Annotated in this window: 17 protein-coding genes; 13 read left to right on the top strand and 4 right to left on the bottom strand. The window is 67.4% G+C overall.

Annotated features, from left to right (window positions below; genetic code table 11):
* Positions 1-854: 854 nt before the first annotated feature.
* The 3 genes from HPT28_RS12925 (at position 855) to HPT28_RS12915 (ending at position 3,534) form a co-directional block, all read left to right on the top strand.
* Positions 855-1,595 carry a GntR family transcriptional regulator gene (locus tag HPT28_RS12925; RefSeq protein WP_219091288.1) on the top strand — a complete coding sequence of 247 codons (741 nt, stop codon included), beginning with the start codon at positions 855-857 and terminating at the stop codon, positions 1,593-1,595.
* A gap of 272 nt (positions 1,596-1,867) precedes the next feature.
* Positions 1,868-2,380 carry a DUF4365 domain-containing protein gene (locus HPT28_RS12920; RefSeq protein WP_219091184.1) on the top strand — a complete coding sequence of 171 codons (513 nt, stop codon included), beginning with the start codon at positions 1,868-1,870 and terminating at the stop codon, positions 2,378-2,380.
* Positions 2,380-3,534 (top strand): hypothetical protein, encoded by a 1,155-nt coding sequence (locus HPT28_RS12915; RefSeq protein ID WP_219091183.1) that lies wholly within the window; start codon positions 2,380-2,382, stop codon positions 3,532-3,534. Before HPT28_RS12920 ends, HPT28_RS12915 begins: the two co-directional genes overlap by 1 nt.
* 42 nt (positions 3,535-3,576) lie before the next feature.
* Here HPT28_RS12915 and HPT28_RS12910 read toward each other — a convergent pair whose 3' ends face one another.
* The 4 genes from HPT28_RS12910 to HPT28_RS12895 form a co-directional block, all read right to left on the bottom strand.
* Positions 3,577-4,005 carry a deaminase gene (locus HPT28_RS12910; protein WP_257578520.1) on the bottom strand — a complete coding sequence of 143 codons (429 nt, stop codon included), beginning with the start codon at positions 4,003-4,005 and terminating at the stop codon, positions 3,577-3,579.
* A gap of 23 nt (positions 4,006-4,028) precedes the next feature.
* Positions 4,029-4,715 (bottom strand): dihydrofolate reductase family protein, encoded by a 687-nt coding sequence (locus HPT28_RS12905; RefSeq protein WP_219091181.1) that lies wholly within the window; start codon positions 4,713-4,715, stop codon positions 4,029-4,031.
* 33 nt (positions 4,716-4,748) lie between these two features.
* Positions 4,749-6,161 (bottom strand): helix-turn-helix transcriptional regulator, encoded by a 1,413-nt coding sequence (locus HPT28_RS12900; RefSeq protein ID WP_219091180.1) that lies wholly within the window; start codon positions 6,159-6,161, stop codon positions 4,749-4,751.
* Positions 6,162-6,359: 198 nt separating this feature from the next.
* A complete protein-coding gene (locus HPT28_RS12895; RefSeq protein ID WP_219091179.1) occupies positions 6,360-6,716 on the bottom strand; it encodes a GntR family transcriptional regulator in 357 nt (118 codons plus the stop codon).
* Between the two features lie 195 nt (positions 6,717-6,911).
* On the opposite strand from HPT28_RS12895, the gene HPT28_RS12890 reads away from it, so the two are divergent.
* The 10 genes from HPT28_RS12890 to xerC all read left to right on the top strand — a co-directional run bounded on the left by HPT28_RS12890 (position 6,912) and on the right by xerC (position 15,271).
* Positions 6,912-7,202 (top strand): hypothetical protein, encoded by a 291-nt coding sequence (locus HPT28_RS12890; RefSeq protein ID WP_219091178.1) that lies wholly within the window; start codon positions 6,912-6,914, stop codon positions 7,200-7,202.
* Positions 7,199-8,011, top strand: a complete 813-nt coding sequence (locus HPT28_RS12885) for a DUF2637 domain-containing protein (RefSeq protein WP_219091177.1) — start codon at positions 7,199-7,201, stop codon at positions 8,009-8,011. The genes HPT28_RS12890 and HPT28_RS12885 overlap by 4 nt, the downstream gene beginning before the upstream one ends.
* 91 nt (positions 8,012-8,102) lie before the next feature.
* Entirely contained in the window at positions 8,103-10,247 is a 2,145-nt protein-coding gene (locus HPT28_RS12880) for a cell division protein FtsK (protein WP_219091176.1), read from the top strand.
* Positions 10,248-10,387: 140 nt separating this feature from the next.
* Complete coding sequence (locus tag HPT28_RS12875; RefSeq protein WP_219091175.1) at positions 10,388-10,639, top strand: hypothetical protein; 252 nt, start codon at positions 10,388-10,390, stop codon at positions 10,637-10,639.
* Between the two features lie 32 nt (positions 10,640-10,671).
* The gene (locus tag HPT28_RS12870) at positions 10,672-10,860 is read left to right on the top strand and encodes a hypothetical protein (RefSeq protein WP_219091174.1); all 189 of its coding nucleotides are present in this window, start codon (positions 10,672-10,674) and stop codon (positions 10,858-10,860) included.
* An 8-nt stretch (positions 10,861-10,868) separates the two neighbouring features.
* On the top strand, positions 10,869-11,072 hold the full coding sequence (locus HPT28_RS12865) for a hypothetical protein (RefSeq protein WP_219091173.1): 204 nt from the start codon (positions 10,869-10,871) through the stop codon (positions 11,070-11,072).
* A 2-nt stretch (positions 11,073-11,074) separates the two neighbouring features.
* The gene (locus HPT28_RS12860; RefSeq protein ID WP_219091172.1) at positions 11,075-11,449 is read left to right on the top strand and encodes a DUF4011 domain-containing protein; all 375 of its coding nucleotides are present in this window, start codon (positions 11,075-11,077) and stop codon (positions 11,447-11,449) included.
* Between the two features lie 92 nt (positions 11,450-11,541).
* Complete coding sequence (locus tag HPT28_RS12855; RefSeq protein ID WP_219091171.1) at positions 11,542-13,479, top strand: YfjI family protein; 1,938 nt, start codon at positions 11,542-11,544, stop codon at positions 13,477-13,479.
* Positions 13,480-13,871: 392 nt separating this feature from the next.
* Positions 13,872-14,096, top strand: coding sequence for a helix-turn-helix domain-containing protein (locus HPT28_RS12850; RefSeq protein ID WP_257578516.1), 225 nt, complete (start codon positions 13,872-13,874; stop codon positions 14,094-14,096).
* The gene (gene xerC, locus HPT28_RS12845; RefSeq protein WP_219091170.1) at positions 14,093-15,271 is read left to right on the top strand and encodes a tyrosine recombinase XerC; all 1,179 of its coding nucleotides are present in this window, start codon (positions 14,093-14,095) and stop codon (positions 15,269-15,271) included. The genes HPT28_RS12850 and xerC overlap by 4 nt, the downstream gene beginning before the upstream one ends.
* The last annotated feature ends 39 nt before the right edge of the window (positions 15,272-15,310 follow it).

Here is a 15,310-nt window from a genome sequence, read left to right as displayed (position 1 = left end):
AGTGAGACGGTCTCCTCGCCGGATGGTGGCCGCCGTGACATCGAGCGCCACCTCCTTCGCTGTTCGTGCCATCACTGGCCCCCTCCGAGACGTTGATCTGCTCGTTCGTCCAGCGGCGAGAACGGCGGACTGACGTGCGCGCCGACGTACAGGTGACGCGGTCGCTGCCGCCGGCGCCGCTCTTCCCGCTCCTCCGCGGAGAGGAGGTACGCAGGAACAAGCGGCCGATCGAGCAGCGGTTCGAAGTCGATGGCAGGGGTACGGCGCGGTGCCGTCGCAGACAACCGGTGCCGACCGCCTCCGCTGACCACGTACGGACTCGGAACGGCCCGGCGGTGACGGCCGGAAGGCGGTGACAGGCTCCGGAACATGCGCCTGGCGACCCAGGCAAGGAAACCGACCACGGATCTTCTCTCCTTGAGTGGCGGAAACCGACGGCAGAACCTCTCAGCGCTGCTCGGTCTCCTCCTGGCGAAGATCGGCCCAGACGTACTGGTGACCGTTCACGCGCTCGTAGCCGTAGCGGTCGGCGGTACCAAGCGCGATAAGGACCACCCGGCAAGCCGTCTCCGTCAGCGATTCGGGTAAGTCGACCTCGATACGGAGCCGGTCGCCCGCCAAGGAGGTGCGTGGTTCTTGGCCCGTCGCAGCGGCAAGCTGTGCAGCGAGGGAGGCCGCGCGAGCAGTCGGGGAACCCACAGGTCTCCTTCGTGAGCAATCGATCACGTAACGTGGTTCTAATGAATTAGCTTGCACCTGATGGATTAGCTTGTCAACGCGGTCCGTCAGGGCCGCACAGCCGTTGATGCCGCACCCGGGGAAGCCGCAGCATGGGTCATGAGCCGCCGCCGTACATGCGTGTCGCCGATGATCTTCGCCGCCGAATCACGGCTGGTGAGTGGGCTGTTGGCGAGCGCCTCCCATCCCGCGCCAAGCTGGCCGCGGAGTACGAGGTCGGCCCGAACGTTCTGCAGAGAGCGCAGGAGCGGCTCATTGTCGAAGGGGTGCTCGAAGGCCGCGCCGGTTCCGGCACCTACGTCCGAGAGCCTCGCCAACGGATGCGCATGGTCCGCTCACGACACCGTGAGTCGCGCAACGGGAGCCCCTTCCGTGCGGACATGCACGAAAAGGGCAAGCGTGGATCATGGGACTGCCACACCGAGGCTCGCGTGCCAGCCCCGGACGACATTGCCCAGCGCCTGGCCATCAACCCCGGCGACCTCTGCGTGCGCACGGCCTACGAGTTCCTTGCCGACGGCCAGCCGGTACAGCTCTCAACGTCCTGGGAACCCATGGCGCTCACCGACCAGACGCCCATCCTCCTGCCGGAGATGGGCCCGATGGCCGGCGTCGGCGTGGTGGAACGCATGCGGTCCATCGGCGTCACGGTGGACACAGCCGTAGAAGTCCCGCGCCCCGGCCGCGCCACACGGGAGGAGGCCAACCTCCTGGGTATCAACGTCGGCGAACTCCTCCTTCGGATCGAGCGCACCTACTACGACACCACTGGCCGCCCGGTGGAGACCGCCGACGTCGTCGTGCCCGACTCCCGCTGGGAGGTCGCCTATGAAATCCACATCACTTCAGAGCCCTAGCTGGGGCTGAGCTCCGTTTTCACTCGGTTGGCACCCGCAGCGTCGCCGAGGCCCCACCGTGTCGTATGGGTGTGCGATTCTGTCGATGGTGCGGCTTGGGTGCCGCGCTTGGAGCCGTGGAGGTCGCCATGTGCGCACGCTGCTCGTTCAGGCAACCGTCAGCAGGCGCAGGGGCCTCGCCTGACGTACTAATTCGGCTCCGCACGACCAACAGCACGTGGATTCCGACTACGCTGAGCTATGTTGTGGTCAGACAGCGTCGAGGAGGTCGCGTGGGGCACCCTGCAACCTGGCAGCAGGAGCAGATCAGCCTCGCCTACATGTCTGCGGTGGCCACTCGGGCAGGGGCGACCGTCGCCAGTTGGAACGTTGACAAGGATGGTGTCGACGCAACACTTAAGCGTGACCATCAGTTGGTTGAGCTTCAAATGAAGTGCACTTCCGAGCCTCAGATATTGGCCGACGGTACGACATACGCGTTCGATCTCGACATCCCTACCTATAACAAACTCAGGGGGCCTCGTCGAACAGCACCTGGATATCTAGGGCTAGTAGTAGTCCCTCGCGATATTGAAACCTGGCTTGAGCACGACGCCGAGGCGCTGCTCATGCGTTGCCATGGGCGTTATGCGCAAATTCAAGATCTACCTGCTGCTGCTGGCAAGACGACGCGAATACACCTGCCGAGCCCCCAGAGATTTGATTCATACGGGCTCGATGTGATGTTTGACTTCGCTGACCAGAGGCTCTTCGGTTCCAATGCTTCACTGGGGGAGGCCATCTGATGATCACCTCCGACGTAGGACCTGAGGAACTCGTCACGTACCTCAGTCGTACCGGCTGGACACGCACACGCGCAGGTGCGTTGGCAGAGCTTTGGCAGGCCTCTGACGATACAGAAATTTCTGTTCTAGTCCCGCGACACGCTGAGGCTGAAGACTTCAAGCGAACGCTGGGCGTCTTTACATCTGAAGTGGCGCGTTATGAACGCCGGAAGCCAGAGGACGTGCATCGCGATATTGCACGCCAATTCCTGGACGTAACGGACCTTAGAGCAGCAGACGACGACATTACTGAGAGTACGATCTCACTTCAAGCGGGTATGAGTCTCTTCAACTCGGCAAACCGACTGATGGTCTCTGCTGCTGCTGCAACAATTCAACGCCAAGGGTACTATGGGCGATCAATGCCTAAGGCGGCGCATGCACATGCGCGCCGCCTGCGACTCGGCCAGACTCGCCCAGGGTCATACGTAATCCCGATTATTAGCAGCGCGCGTTTCGGGTACCCGATTCAGACCGAAGAGAAAGTTCCGCGCCTGCATGTCGAATCGGAGGAATCCTACTTTGACAGGAGGGTGCTTGCAACTCTTTCTCGATCGCTGGAGACTCTGGCCGAAATGACGATGATTCGAGAGCTGGCACCCTCTCGCGACGAGGTCATCGATTCAGTAGACGAGGGTGTCTCCACTGAACTTTGCAGGGCAGTGTTGGAGGTCATTGGGGCGGGGGGCATCTCCGCGTTCGATGTCTCGTTCAAATGGGCTACCGCCTCACCCTCGCCGGGGAATTTGCGGGATCAGATCAAATTCACCCAAGAGCAAGCAACGCTTATCGAGGAGGTCGGCGAAGAGCTTAAGGGTGTCGAGAAGCCGTCGGAGACCGTTCTATACGGCGTAATCCGAAAAATGTCACTCAGGAAGAACGAGCAAATCGGCCGAGTGACGCTTGAAACCCTCATCGCGGGACGACCTCGCTCTGTCTCTTTCGATCTCGATCTAGACACCTACAGGCGGGCCGCCCGCTACCATGGAGAGCGCCGTAGGGTAGTAGTAACGGGCATCCTGGATACGCCACCTGGGCGGCCTGCAACAATGAAGGTTAAGGGCTTTGGGCCTGATAGATCCGTGCTCACTCTGGACGAGGTAGAGCAACTCTGAGCCATTTCCTCTTATTCAGCGACTCAGGAGCCTAAATAGCTCTCACATGCCCGGTAGGTGTCTATTCACGACCTGGGCCTCTGACCTCAGCGCGGGGAGCTCCGAGACAGTAATGCCAGCAGAACGCAATGTCTCTACGCCTGTGCAGTCTTTAACGAATACAGCCGGTTCTTCCCATGCGATGACTACACGGGAGATCCGTGAGTGAAGAATCAACTCGGTGCACGGAAATGGACGGGACTTGCGTTCGGTGCAGGGTTCCAGAGTGCTGTAGATTGTAGCGCCAACGAGTCTGGGGTCGTCGGCAGGGAGTTTGATTAGAGCTGATTCCTCGGCGTGGACGTGGGGGTCGTTTTCGCGGGAGTAGCCGTTGGAGATTTCGTTGCCGTCGGCGTCAACGATGACCGCGCCAACGGAGAACGCGGTCTGACTGGGCGGGCATTTGTGGGAGAGTTCGATGGCTCGCCGCATCCAGCGAATGTCGTCTTCTCGGGTCATGCCGCGTCGCTTTCGTGCTTCGGGAGGTAGCGCATGAAGACCACGTCGCCGATCTGGCGGACCTCGGCCAGCTTCATGCGGCGGGTGGACTCCCAGGGGTAGTCGGCCGGGTGGAGGAAGCGGGGGGCGTCGGCGTCGCCGACGACGAGGGGGGCGACGGCGAGGTGGATTTCGTCGACCAGGTCGGCCGAAAGGAAGCCAGTGTGGATCTGGCCGCCGCCTTCAACCATGAGGCGCTCGATCCCTCGGGCGCCGAGGTCGTCCAGGACGGCGCCGAAGTCGAGGTCCTGGCCGGTCGAGACAACGTCGGCGAGGCCGGCCAGGCGCTCGCTGAGCTTCTCCTCGGCCGCGTCGGTCGTGTAGGCGACCTTCTCCCCGCCGTGGTGCCAGAACTTCAGGTCGCGGTCGAGGTCACCGCTGCCGGAGATGGTGACCTTCAGGGGGTATTCGGGCTTTCCGGCGGCGGCACGAGCGGCGCGGCGGTCGGGGCTGTTGACCAGGAGGCGGGGGTTGTCAGCTCGCATCGTGCCGGCGCCGATGAGGATGGCGTCCGACCCCGCCCGGACTTCGTCGACGCGGTCGAAGTCTTCGCCGTTGCTCAGCAGAAGCCGGGCGGAGCTCGTGTCGTCGATGTGGCCGTCAATGGACGTGGCGACGCTGAGCAGGACGTACGGACGAGGCACAGGTGGTCTCCTTGAGCGTGTTGGTCCGGGTTCTCAGGCTTGCCGGAGGACGGCGTCGTTCATGGCGTCCCTGAACTCGGCCACGCTGGGAACGCTACGCCACTGGTTCAGGTCGTTATGGAGCTGGCCAAGCGACCGGGTGATACGTGCTGAGCCGGTGTCTATCCCGATCTTCAGGGCTTGCTGCCCGAGGACGGCCGCTTGCTCGGCTTCTCCTGCTCCGGCGAGGGCCGCGGCCTCGCGCGCTAGGTACACGCCACGGTCCCGATGGAAGCCGGCGGGGAGTTCGGCGATGGCCTTCCGGAAGCCTTCCGCCGCGCTCTGGTGATCGCCGAGCAGGGCGAGGCTGTGTGCACGGTGGACTTCGATGTAGGCCGCGTCCAGCCAGACGCCCCAGGGCGAGTCGGGGTCGCTGTCCATCGACTCCCGGAGCGTGTGAGCGTGCTCGTAGGCCCGCGCCGAGGCGAGGGCGTCACCGCGCAGGGCATGACCGTGAGCTCCGAAGGTGGCAGCCACGGCGGCGAGGCGGCTCCCGGGCGGCGCCATGTCCTCGGCAGCTTCCGCTACGTCCACGGCCTCGATGGGGTCACGCATGTCGCCGGCGAGCTGGCTACGGCGGGCAAGGATGTACGTAGTGAGGTCCTGGTCGCCCGCCATGTGCGAGGTTTCCAGGGCCTCTCGTGTCCAGTGCTGAGAGGCCCTGAAGTCGCCCGTGTCCTGGTGGAGCCAGCCGCATAGCTCCGCGTACTGGGCCTGGAGCCTCAGCAGCTCCTTGCGGTCGGTGCCGCGCAGCTCCCCGCGCAGAGCCTTCATCGCCGTGAGCTGGCGCTGAACGAGCGGTATGACCTGGTGGGCGCCGAACAGGTTGTCGTTGTCGATCAGGACTCGGCGAGTCGCTCGGAGATGCTCAAGCGGGTTCATATCCGGGATCGCCGGAGTAGGCGTGAGGCTCGCAGCGGCAGCGGCCTGCGGGGTTGCCGACAGGGCCGCCGCGGTACCCAGCGCGCCGAGCAAGGAGCGACGAGACAGGGACACGAAGATGATCCTTCCGTCATCGGTACGGACGGGGACGGAAATCCCCTCCGATGACGGTGCCTGGCCGGCCGGGTCTTCTACCAGGGCCACATCGCCGTTGGACACATGAGGCCCCGGTTTGGACACATGGCCACGGACGAGTCCCTCGGCGTTGTCGCCCTCGGTGATTCGTCGGTAGATGCGGACGAGGGAACCGCCCGCGCTCAGGGCATTCTCGTAGGCGGACACCAGATCGGCGGATGCGGCCTGTTCCCCGCGCTCGACCCGGGCCATGTAGCTGGGGTTGAACAGGATCTTCTTGCTTAACTTCCCCAGCGACAGGCCCCGCTGGTTCCGCCAGGCGCGCATCTCGGCGCCAAGGTGGTGCCACGGGCTCGCGTCCGGGGTCAACTCCTTCGGCCTCTGCCCCACCGTGCCTCCCCGAGTCCTCCCCGTGTGGCCTTTGTGGCCCGTTGGCCTGGCCACATTGCATGCCTGGCGATCCGTGCTCCGGTGCCGTTACAAACGATGCACAGGCAGCAACCAGCCTACCGACGGAACGAGTAGGTGGCGGGAGAGGAGGAGAAAGTCATGGGGACGTCGACCGCGCGACGGGGCAAGGCAAGAGCGCTACGTGTCAGCGCGGTTGGCGAGCGTCTCTTCGATGCTTCGCACCCGGTCGGAGAGGTCCGTGATCTGGCTGCGGAGACGTTCAAGCTCCTGTTGGAGTGTCTGGTTGCTGGCCGGCGGCGCGCTTCGCGGATCGCGGGCGTAGCTCCCTCGCCCGGAGGTCACGATCCACCCAGCGTCGCGAAGGATGCCCAATCCCTTCTGCACCGTCGTCGGGGAGACCCGGTAGTGCCTCGCGAGGTCACGAACCGAGGGCAGCTTGCCGCCGGGAGCGATCTCCTCGCGCTGGATCTGTCCGCGCAGGTCGTCGGCTAGCTGCTCGTAGGGGAGCCGGGGGTCGTCATCAACGATGGTCACGCCTTCGAATGTACCCACGCCTTAGTACGCACTAGCACTAACCACGAGCGGGCTTGCGCGATGGCACGTGCTAGTACAAGCTGTCACGTGACGCGGCGAGCCTCGCCGGAGTCATCTGCCATGGGCTGCGGCCAACCGGCCAAGACTGCCCGCTGCCCTGGCCTTCCCTGCCCGCCCAACACCAGGAGAGAAGCTGTGAGGTATTTCGTCGGCAGCCATCAGGCTGTCACCGCGGACGACTTCGTGGAGCTGGCGCTCGGTACCCCGCCGGAGCTGTGGCTTGGGGTGGACGGCGAGAGCCCGCAGGAACGTGCGGCGCGCGAGGACGCGGCCCGCGACATCCTGACCGAGAACCCGGAGCTGATCGACGCTGTCTCGCGGATCGCGGTGGAGGCGTTGGAAGCCCACACGCCGGCGCTGCTGAACATCGTGCCGATCACGACGAGGCGCCGTGTACGCCGCCCGCAGGGGGGTTTCGCCGCATGAACCGTCGCGCCAAGACGCTTCTCGTGCTCGCCCTGGTCGCCGTCGTCGGCATGGCCTTCCGGGTGTCCTGGAATGCCTTGAAGGACGTGGCCAGCGCGGTCGGCGCGGATGCGACCGCCGCCCTTCTCTATCCGTTCGTCGTGGACGGGCTGATGGCCCTCGCGTTGGTCGCGACCCTGGTGCTGACCGGGAAGGACCGGGTCTTCGCCCTGCGGGTGCTGGCCGGGTACACCCTCGCCTCCCTGGTCCTGAACTACGTCCACGGCCTCGCCCCCAGCCTGTACGGCAGCGCCGGACGCGTACCGCTGGCGGACTGGGGTCCGGCGAACTGGGCCCTGGTGCTGCTGGCCACCTCTCTGCCGGTAGGCGCCATCTTCTTCGGCTCCGACCTGGTGGCCAAGGTCCTTCACCATCAGCCCGTCCGGCCCGTACGCGAACGCCCCGAACACGACGCCAGGGGCGCCGAGGCGGGACGTACGGGTGGGCGTACGGCGCTGGCCGGAGCCCGTACGGCGGAGCGTACGAGCCCGGTGAACACACATGCCGTGCCCCGTACGCCCGCCGCGCCCAAGGCTCACCCGCCGGAGCGTACGGGCGCCGCCCACCGGGCGTACGAGGAAGCGGTGATGGAGCGGAAGCGGCTGGAGGCCCGACAGGTGTACGCCGAGTCGCTGGCGGCCGGACGGCCGATCGGGCCGGCCGCACTCAGCAAGCAGTTCGGGCTTTCCGAGGGCTGGGCCCGCAAGCAGATCAAGGCCGTACAAGCCGAACGGAGTCGCGGCCCCGCCCTGGTCGGCGCCGTCGGCTAGGCCCCGCAGCCCACAGCACGTGACGGGCCCGGTCACGACCGACCAAAGCAGCGGCCGGGCCCGCCACCCCTTCGCATGGAAGGAAGTCTCAGTGAAGCACGCCGACAACGGCCACACCGCGCCCGGTAACGGTGCCGACGTGGTCGACCTCGACAAGGCCCGCGCCGTGCGCGAGAGCGCCGCCGCTCATGAAACGCCGACCGACCCGGGCTCGGCCGTGATGGTCGACGCTCCGGCTCCGGCCGGCCCTGGTCTGCTGGCACAGATCCGGGCGGCCAAGCGTCGCCCCGTCATCCCGGCTTGGGCGAAATCGAAGGCAGAGTTCGTCACGGCGGCCGGTTGGCTCGCCGGACACCTCGGACACACGGCCGCCTTCCACGCCGTCCGTCTCCCTGCCTACGCGGGTCGCCTGGCGGTCCAGTCGCCGCACGGGGCCGCGAAGTTCCTCGGTGGCACGCTGCGGTGGGTCTCCGACGCGGAAGGCGAGCCGCTGCGTGCGGCCGCCGCTCGCAAGGAGGACGCGGCCGAGTACCTGAAGCTCACCCGGCAGCGGGACCGACGCGTCCGCTGGCGGACCCTGGTTTCGGTCGTCGCCTCGGTCACCGGCTTCGTCTCCGCGCTGGCCCTGTACGTACTCGCCCCCGCCTGGCTCCTGGCCCTCTCCGGGGCCGTGGTGACCCTCGCTCTCGGCTGGTTGGGGGCGCCGGCCGACGCCCCGTTGATCCAGCGGGCCGTGGTCGCGCCCAAGGTGCAGAAGCTCACGAGCGACATCGTTTTGAGGTCCCTGTCCGCTCTGGGCATCGCGCAGATCAATCAGGCCATCGCCAAGGGGCGTGATCCGTTGGTCTTCACCAGCCCGATCACTCGGGACGGGCCGGGGTGGCTGGCCGAGGGGGACCTTCCCTACGGCGTGACCGTGGCGGACGTGATGGACCGCCGCGAACGCCTCGCGTCCGGCCTGCGGCGTCCGTTGGGGTGCGTGTGGCCCGAGCCGGTACCCGACGAGCACACCGGCCGTCTGCGGCTGTGGGTCGGCGATCAGGACATGAACAAGGCCAAGCAGCCCGCCTGGCCGCTGGCCGCCTCGGGTTCTGTCGACCTCTTCGCTCCCGTGGCCTGGGGCACCGATCAGCGCGGCCGGTGGGTCGAGATCACGCTCATGTACCTGGCCGGAGTCATCGGCGCCATCCCCAGGATGGGGAAGACGTACCTCCTGCGGCTGCTCATGTTGATCGCTGCGCTCGACCCGCGGGCACAGCTCTACAGCTTCGATCTGAAGGGCACCGGCGACCTGGATCCGGTCGGGGACGCGGTTTCCTACCGGCATCGGGCCGGCGACGAGGAAGAGGACATCCTCTACGGCCTGACGTCGATGCGCGAGGTGCAGAACGAACTGCGCAGGCGCACAAAGGTCATCCGGTCTCTCCCCCGGGATGTGTGCCCGGAGTCGAAGGTCACCTCGGAACTCGCCGACAAGCGCACGCTCGGCCTGCACCCGATCGTCGTCGCCGTCGACGAGTGCCAGAAGTGGTTCGAGCACCCCACGCACGGCAAGGAGCTGGAGGCCATCTGCACCGACCTGGTCAAGCGTGGACCGGCCCTCGGCATCGTCCTGTTGCTGGCCACTCAGCGGCCCGATGACGACAGCCTCCCCAAGGGCATCTCGGCGAACGCCAGCGCCCGCTGGTGCCTGAAGGTCATGTCCCACACCGAGAACGACATGGTCCTCGGGACCGGCGCCTACAAGCGCGGCGTCCGGGCAACCACGTTCGCCTGGGGCGACAAGGGCATCTGCTACTTCCTTGGGGAAGGTGCCGACGCCCGCATCGTCCGGGCCGTCGAGATCGACGCCCCGGCCGCCGAGGCCATCGCTCTGCGCGGCCGCGCGGCCCGGCAGGACGCCGGGTTGCTGGCCGGGTACGCCCTCGGTGAGGAGACGGAGGCTGAGCCGACGGCCACGTTCGATCTGTTGGCCGACCTCCTGGCCGTCATCGGCGCCGACGAACCGAAGCTGTGGAACGAGACCGCTGTGGCCCGCCTGGCCGAACTGCGGCCGCAGGTCTACGGCGGGTGGGAGGCCGAGCAGCTCACCGCCGCTCTGAAGCCGTACCGCATCGCCACCGGTCAGGTGTGGGGCAAGACCGAGGACGGCAAGGGCGCCAACCGGCGCGGCATCAAGCGCACCGACATCACTGCCTCCGTCGCAGAACGTGACCAGACCCGGGGTGCTGCGTAGCCCTGCATCGCCGCTAGACCTAGCGGACTCGCCCGCTAGGTCTAGCACCTCCACTAGCGATCAATACCTGCCCTGATCAGGGCGCTAGCGCCTAGCGCCCTTCCCCTCGCACGTCCTGAAACGGCTCCTGGAGGCCCTCCGTGCCCATCTCCGCTGACGCTAGCTTCGCACTCCTCCTCGTCGCTCTCGGTTACGCCGCGCTGTGTGCCGTCTCGCCGTTCGGCAACTGCCGCAAGTGCCGGGGCTTCGGTGTCGAGATCCGCACCGACCGCAAGGGGCGCCCGCGCCCCGGCCGCACCTGTCCCCGCTGCCACGGCGACCGCAAGCGCATACGCCTCGGCCGGCACCTCTTCAACCTCGTCTCCCGCGCCCACCACGACGGCACCCGCTGACCCCGCACACCACCCCAGGAAGGACACCCGTCATGGCCATCACCATCTCCCTCGCCCTCTTCTTCGGCATCGTCCTGGCGCTGCTGCTCAAGTCCCACAGCGTCAGCGCCGGGTCCGCGTTCGTCGCTGCCGGGTTCGGCTACTTCCTCGCCGCGACCGGCGCCGCCGGGCCCATCAACGAGTTCACCGCCGCCGTCATCGCCGCCATTCCCAACCTGTGAGGGAAGCCGTGCCGAACGACCGGATCACGCTCATGGCCGCCGGCGAACTCCGCGACGCCATGGAAGCGCTGCGGCGGAACGACCGCCCCGCCGCCGCCCACGCCCTCATGTCCATCGACCCGGACTCCTGGCACGCCATCGAGCATCGCCTGAGCACGCTCGACGGCACCCTCGGCGAACTCCTCGCCGCGCCGTCCGACAAGGAGAACTGACCGTGACCGACACGGCCCCCGAGTACCTCGCCTTCGTCGCCGCCTCGGCGATCCGGGATCTCAACCACGCCACCTGGCCCGGCCGCGGGAGCCAGCAGCCCGCCGGCCTGGAGTACCCCGGGGACGCCTACGCCACCGTCGCGGGTCTCAAGCAGCTTGCGCAGCGGCTCCCACAGTCCATCGACCAGATCCAGCACTTCATGGAGCGGCTGGAGGCCCGCGGCCAGCTCCGCACCGACGAGAGCGGCAAGCGGCTTGACCTCGCTTTGCGCGAACTGCGCGCTGGCCTCGACCTCGCCCGGACGGCGGCCGAGTCGCTGGAAAACGGACTGAACACCGCGCACAACGCACTCGGCCCGATCGGCTACGCCGACTGAAGCCCCGGGGGCGACGGCCAACCGGCCAAGGAATGCCCGCCGCCCCCGGCTTCCCCTGCCCGCCCAACGAGACAGAACAGGAGACATCCAGGATGCCAGTTGATACCCCTGCCACGCTGCACGGCATTCCGCCACAGGACACCGGAGCGGAACAGGCCGTCCTCGGCTCGATGCTGCTCGCGCCCGCCGCGATCAGCACCGCCTGCGCGGTGATCGACCCCGGTGACTACTACCGCCCCGCACACGAGACGATCCACCGCGCCATCGTCGAAATGCGCGGCCAGGGCCAGCCCATCGACCCGATCACGGTCGCCCATTTCCTCGACCAGCGGGGAGACCTCCGCCGGGCCGGCGGACACGGCTACCTTCACACGCTGGTGCAGAGCACCCCGACGCCCGCGCACGCCGACTACTACGCGCGCATCGTCCGTGAAATGGCCGACCGGCGCCGCATGATCGAGGCCGGAACTCGCCTCGTCCAGGCCGCGACGGCTCCCGAGTCGACTCCCGACGACGTGCGCGAGGCCCTGGCCGCCGGGACCCAGTCCGTGCCCGAAACGTGGTCCGAGCCGATCCCGCTCAGCCACCGGCCGGCCCTGCCTCCCTTCCCCGTCCATGCGCTCCCCGGCTGGCTGGCCGACTTCACCGCCGCGCTGGCGGAGGAAACGCAGACTCCGTCCGACATGGCGGGATCTCTCGCCCTGGCGGTGCTGGCCACCGCCGCCGCAGGCCGCAGCGTCGTCCAGGTCCGCGGCCGTTGGCGCGAGCCGACGAACCTGTTCGTGGTCGTGGCGCTCCCGCCGGCGAACCGGAAGTCAGCGGTGTTCTCGGCGATGACCGGACCGCTGTACGAGGCGGAGAAGCAGCTCGCCGAGGCAGCGGCCGGCAGGATCGTGGAAGCCGAACTCACCGCGAAGGTGGCCCGGGAGGCGGCCGACAAGGCCGCGGGGAAGGCAGCCAACGCCGAAGGGCCCGAACGCGAAATGCTCGTGGCCGAGGCCGTGGACCTGGCGCAGACCGCCGAGGCTCTCACCGTGCCGGTGCGGCCTCGACTCCTGGCCGACGACGCCACTCCCGAGGTCGTCTCGACGCTGCTCTCCGAGCAGGGCGGCAGGCTCGCGGTGATGTCGGCCGAGGGCGGGATCTTCGACATCATCGCCGGACGCTATTCCGGTACCCCGAACATGGAGGTCTTTCTCAAGGGGCATGCCGGTGACCGGCTGCGGGTGGACCGGCGATGCCGGGAGGAGTACGTCGAACAGCCCGCCCTGACGATGGGCCTCGCGGTACAGCCGACCGTGCTGGAGGACATCGGCAAGAACCGTGGATTCGATGGCCGCGGCCTCCTCGCTCGCTTTCTCTACGCGCTTCCCGAATCCCTCGTCGGCTACCGCACCATCAACCCGACTCCCGTGCCCGAGAAGGTGGCCGCCACCTACGAGCAGAACGTCACCACGCTCACGCTCGCCCTGGCGGGCTGGACCGCCCCGACTGTCCTCCACCTCACCCCGGCCGCCTCCGAGACGGTCGTCGCCTACGAGGAGCGCATCGAACCCCAGCTTCGTTCCAAGGGCGGGAAGCTCGGTCACATCGGTAAGTGGGCGGGCAAGCTCGTGGGCGCCGCCGCCCGCATTGCCGGGCTCCTCCACCTCGGCAGCCACCTGGACGCCGGACACGAGCGGCCGATCGACAAGGACACCATGCGGGCCGCCATCGAGCTGGCCGACTACTACGCCGAACACGCCCTGGCCGTCTTCGACCTCATGGGCGCCGACGCCACCCAGGCCCGGGCCCGGACGGTCCTCGATGTCCTCACCACGGGCGGGTGGGAGACCATCAGCCGCCGCGACCTGTTCGCCAAGCTGCCGCGCTCCCAGTTCCCCACCGTGGCCGACCTGGAGCCCACCCTCGCCCTCCTGGAGGACCACGGCTACCTCCGCAACCACACCCCGCCCCGCACCGGCAAGCGAGGACGCCCGCCGGCACCCCGGTACCTCGTCCACCCGCAGCTCCGGGAGGCCCAGGCATGACCACAGCTGCCAACGCCCGGCGCTCCGGACGGCCGCCGCAGAATCCGCAGAAACAACAGAATCCGGCGCGCACCCCGGCTGGCCAGCGACGCAGCAACCAGCCGAGGCCCAGTGCCACGTCGCCGCAGAAAGCCACGGAACCGCCGCACAAATCGCGCCGGACCAACCGCAGCAACCAGGCTGCTCCTCCTGCTACCCGCTCCGCCGGCCGGGCCCCTGCCCCCGTCGCTGGTTTCTGCGGCGATTACGGCGATTTCCGCGGCGCCGCCCAACGCTTGCCTATCCCCGCAGGTCAGACCAGTCGTAGCCGCCTTTCTGCGGATTCTGTGATTTCTGCGGCGAGGGTCCGACCCGCACGGCGAACCGCCCAACCGCCCTACGAGGAGGAAGCCTTGAGCGTCGCCGCCCCGGACCGAGCCATGCCGACCACGCCCATGCTCTACCGGGTCGAGGACGCGATGCGCGTGCTGAGCATGGGACGGACCTTGATCTACGAGCAGATCCGCCGGGGCCGCCTGCGTTCCGTCAAGCAAGGGCGGACGCGACTCATCCCCCTCGCCGCCATCGAGGAGTACGTCGCGCTGCTGGAGCGCGAAGCAAGGGGTGGTGAGCGGTGACCAAGCGACGCAGCCGGGGTGACGGCGGTCTCCACTGGGACGAACGAAGGCAGCGCTGGATCGCCACGGTCCACCTCGGCTTTGACGCTCGGGGGAAGCGCATCGTCAAGAAGGGCAGCGGCAAGACGAAGACCGAGGCCAAGAACAAGCTGAAGGAGGTGCTGAGGGACTACGAAGACGGCCTCGCCATCGCACCCTCCGGCTACACGGTCAAGGACGCCGTGACGGACTGGCTGACATACGGTCTCGCGGGCCGCGACCAGAGGACCAAGGACACCAACGCGAGCCTCAGCAAGAACCACGTCATCCCGGCTCTCGGGGCACGAAAGCTGCGCGACTTGAGCGCAGAAGACGTGGACCGATGGCTTGCCGAGAAGGCGGAGACCCACAGCACCCGCACCCTCCAGGCGATGCGTTCGTGTCTGAACCGGGCGGTGAAACGGGCGATGGCGCGGGACAAGGTGAAGCGGAACGTGGTGGAGCTGTGCGAGATCCCCGAGGGTCGGACCGGACGCCCGTCGAAGGCCCTCACATTCGCCCAGGCCGAGGCTGTGCTCAACGCCGCGGCGAACTCGCCGATGTACGCCTACATCGTGGTCTCGCTCCTCACCGGCGGGCGTACGGAGGAACTCCGGGCACTCACCTGGGATCACGTGGACCTGGTCGGCGACCCCACGGCAACCCCCGCTGTGCCACCGCACGTCGCGGTGTGGCGATCTGTCCGCCGCACGGGCGACACCAAGACACGGAAGTCCCGCAGGACGCTCGCTCTGCCGGCGCGATGCGTCGATGCTCTCAAGGTCCAGCGGGAGCGTCAGGGGTGGCAACGCCTGGCCGCCGGGGCGCGATGGCAGGAGAACGGTCTCGTGTTCGCGTCCGATGTGGGGACCAAGCTCGACTCGGCGAATGTACGACGTGCTTTCCGCACGGCCGTCAAGGGCGCTGAGGACATCGACCCCGACGAGTGGACGCCTCGTGAGCTACGGCATAGCTTCGTGTCGCTGCTCTCCGACAACGGGCTACCGCTGGAAGAGATCTCGCGGCTGGTAGGCCACTCCAGTACGGCTGTCACCGAAGAGGTCTACCGGAAGCAGATCCGACCGGTGATCCAGTCCGGGGCGACGGCGATGGACGGGATCTTCGGAGGCACTCAGGACGAAGATCAAAAACCGTAGTCACTCAGTTAGTCACCCGACGCCGTGAGGGCCGGTTTC

This window comes from Streptomyces sp. JJ38 (genome assembly GCF_019303475.1).
Lineage (GTDB): Bacteria > Actinomycetota > Actinomycetes > Streptomycetales > Streptomycetaceae > Streptomyces.
Note: the sequence above shows the minus strand (reverse complement) of the source record. Positions and strands in the feature narration are given on the sequence as shown.

Bases quoted from the DNA above. Each gene is read 5' to 3' on its own strand.
- HPT28_RS12870 (WP_219091174.1), top strand. From the start codon at position 10,672: ATGGCCATCACCATCTCCCTCGCCCTCTTCTTCGGCATCGTCCTGGCG.
- HPT28_RS12925 (WP_219091288.1), top strand. From the start codon at position 855: ATGCGTGTCGCCGATGATCTTCGCCGCCGAATCACGGCTGGTGAGTGG.
- HPT28_RS12915 (WP_219091183.1), top strand. From the start codon at position 2,380: ATGATCACCTCCGACGTAGGACCTGAGGAACTCGTCACGTACCTCAGT.
- HPT28_RS12885 (WP_219091177.1), top strand. From the start codon at position 7,199: ATGAACCGTCGCGCCAAGACGCTTCTCGTGCTCGCCCTGGTCGCCGTC.
- HPT28_RS12855 (WP_219091171.1), top strand. From the start codon at position 11,542: ATGCCAGTTGATACCCCTGCCACGCTGCACGGCATTCCGCCACAGGAC.
- HPT28_RS12910 (WP_257578520.1), bottom strand. From the start codon at position 4,005: ATGCGGCGAGCCATCGAACTCTCCCACAAATGCCCGCCCAGTCAGACC.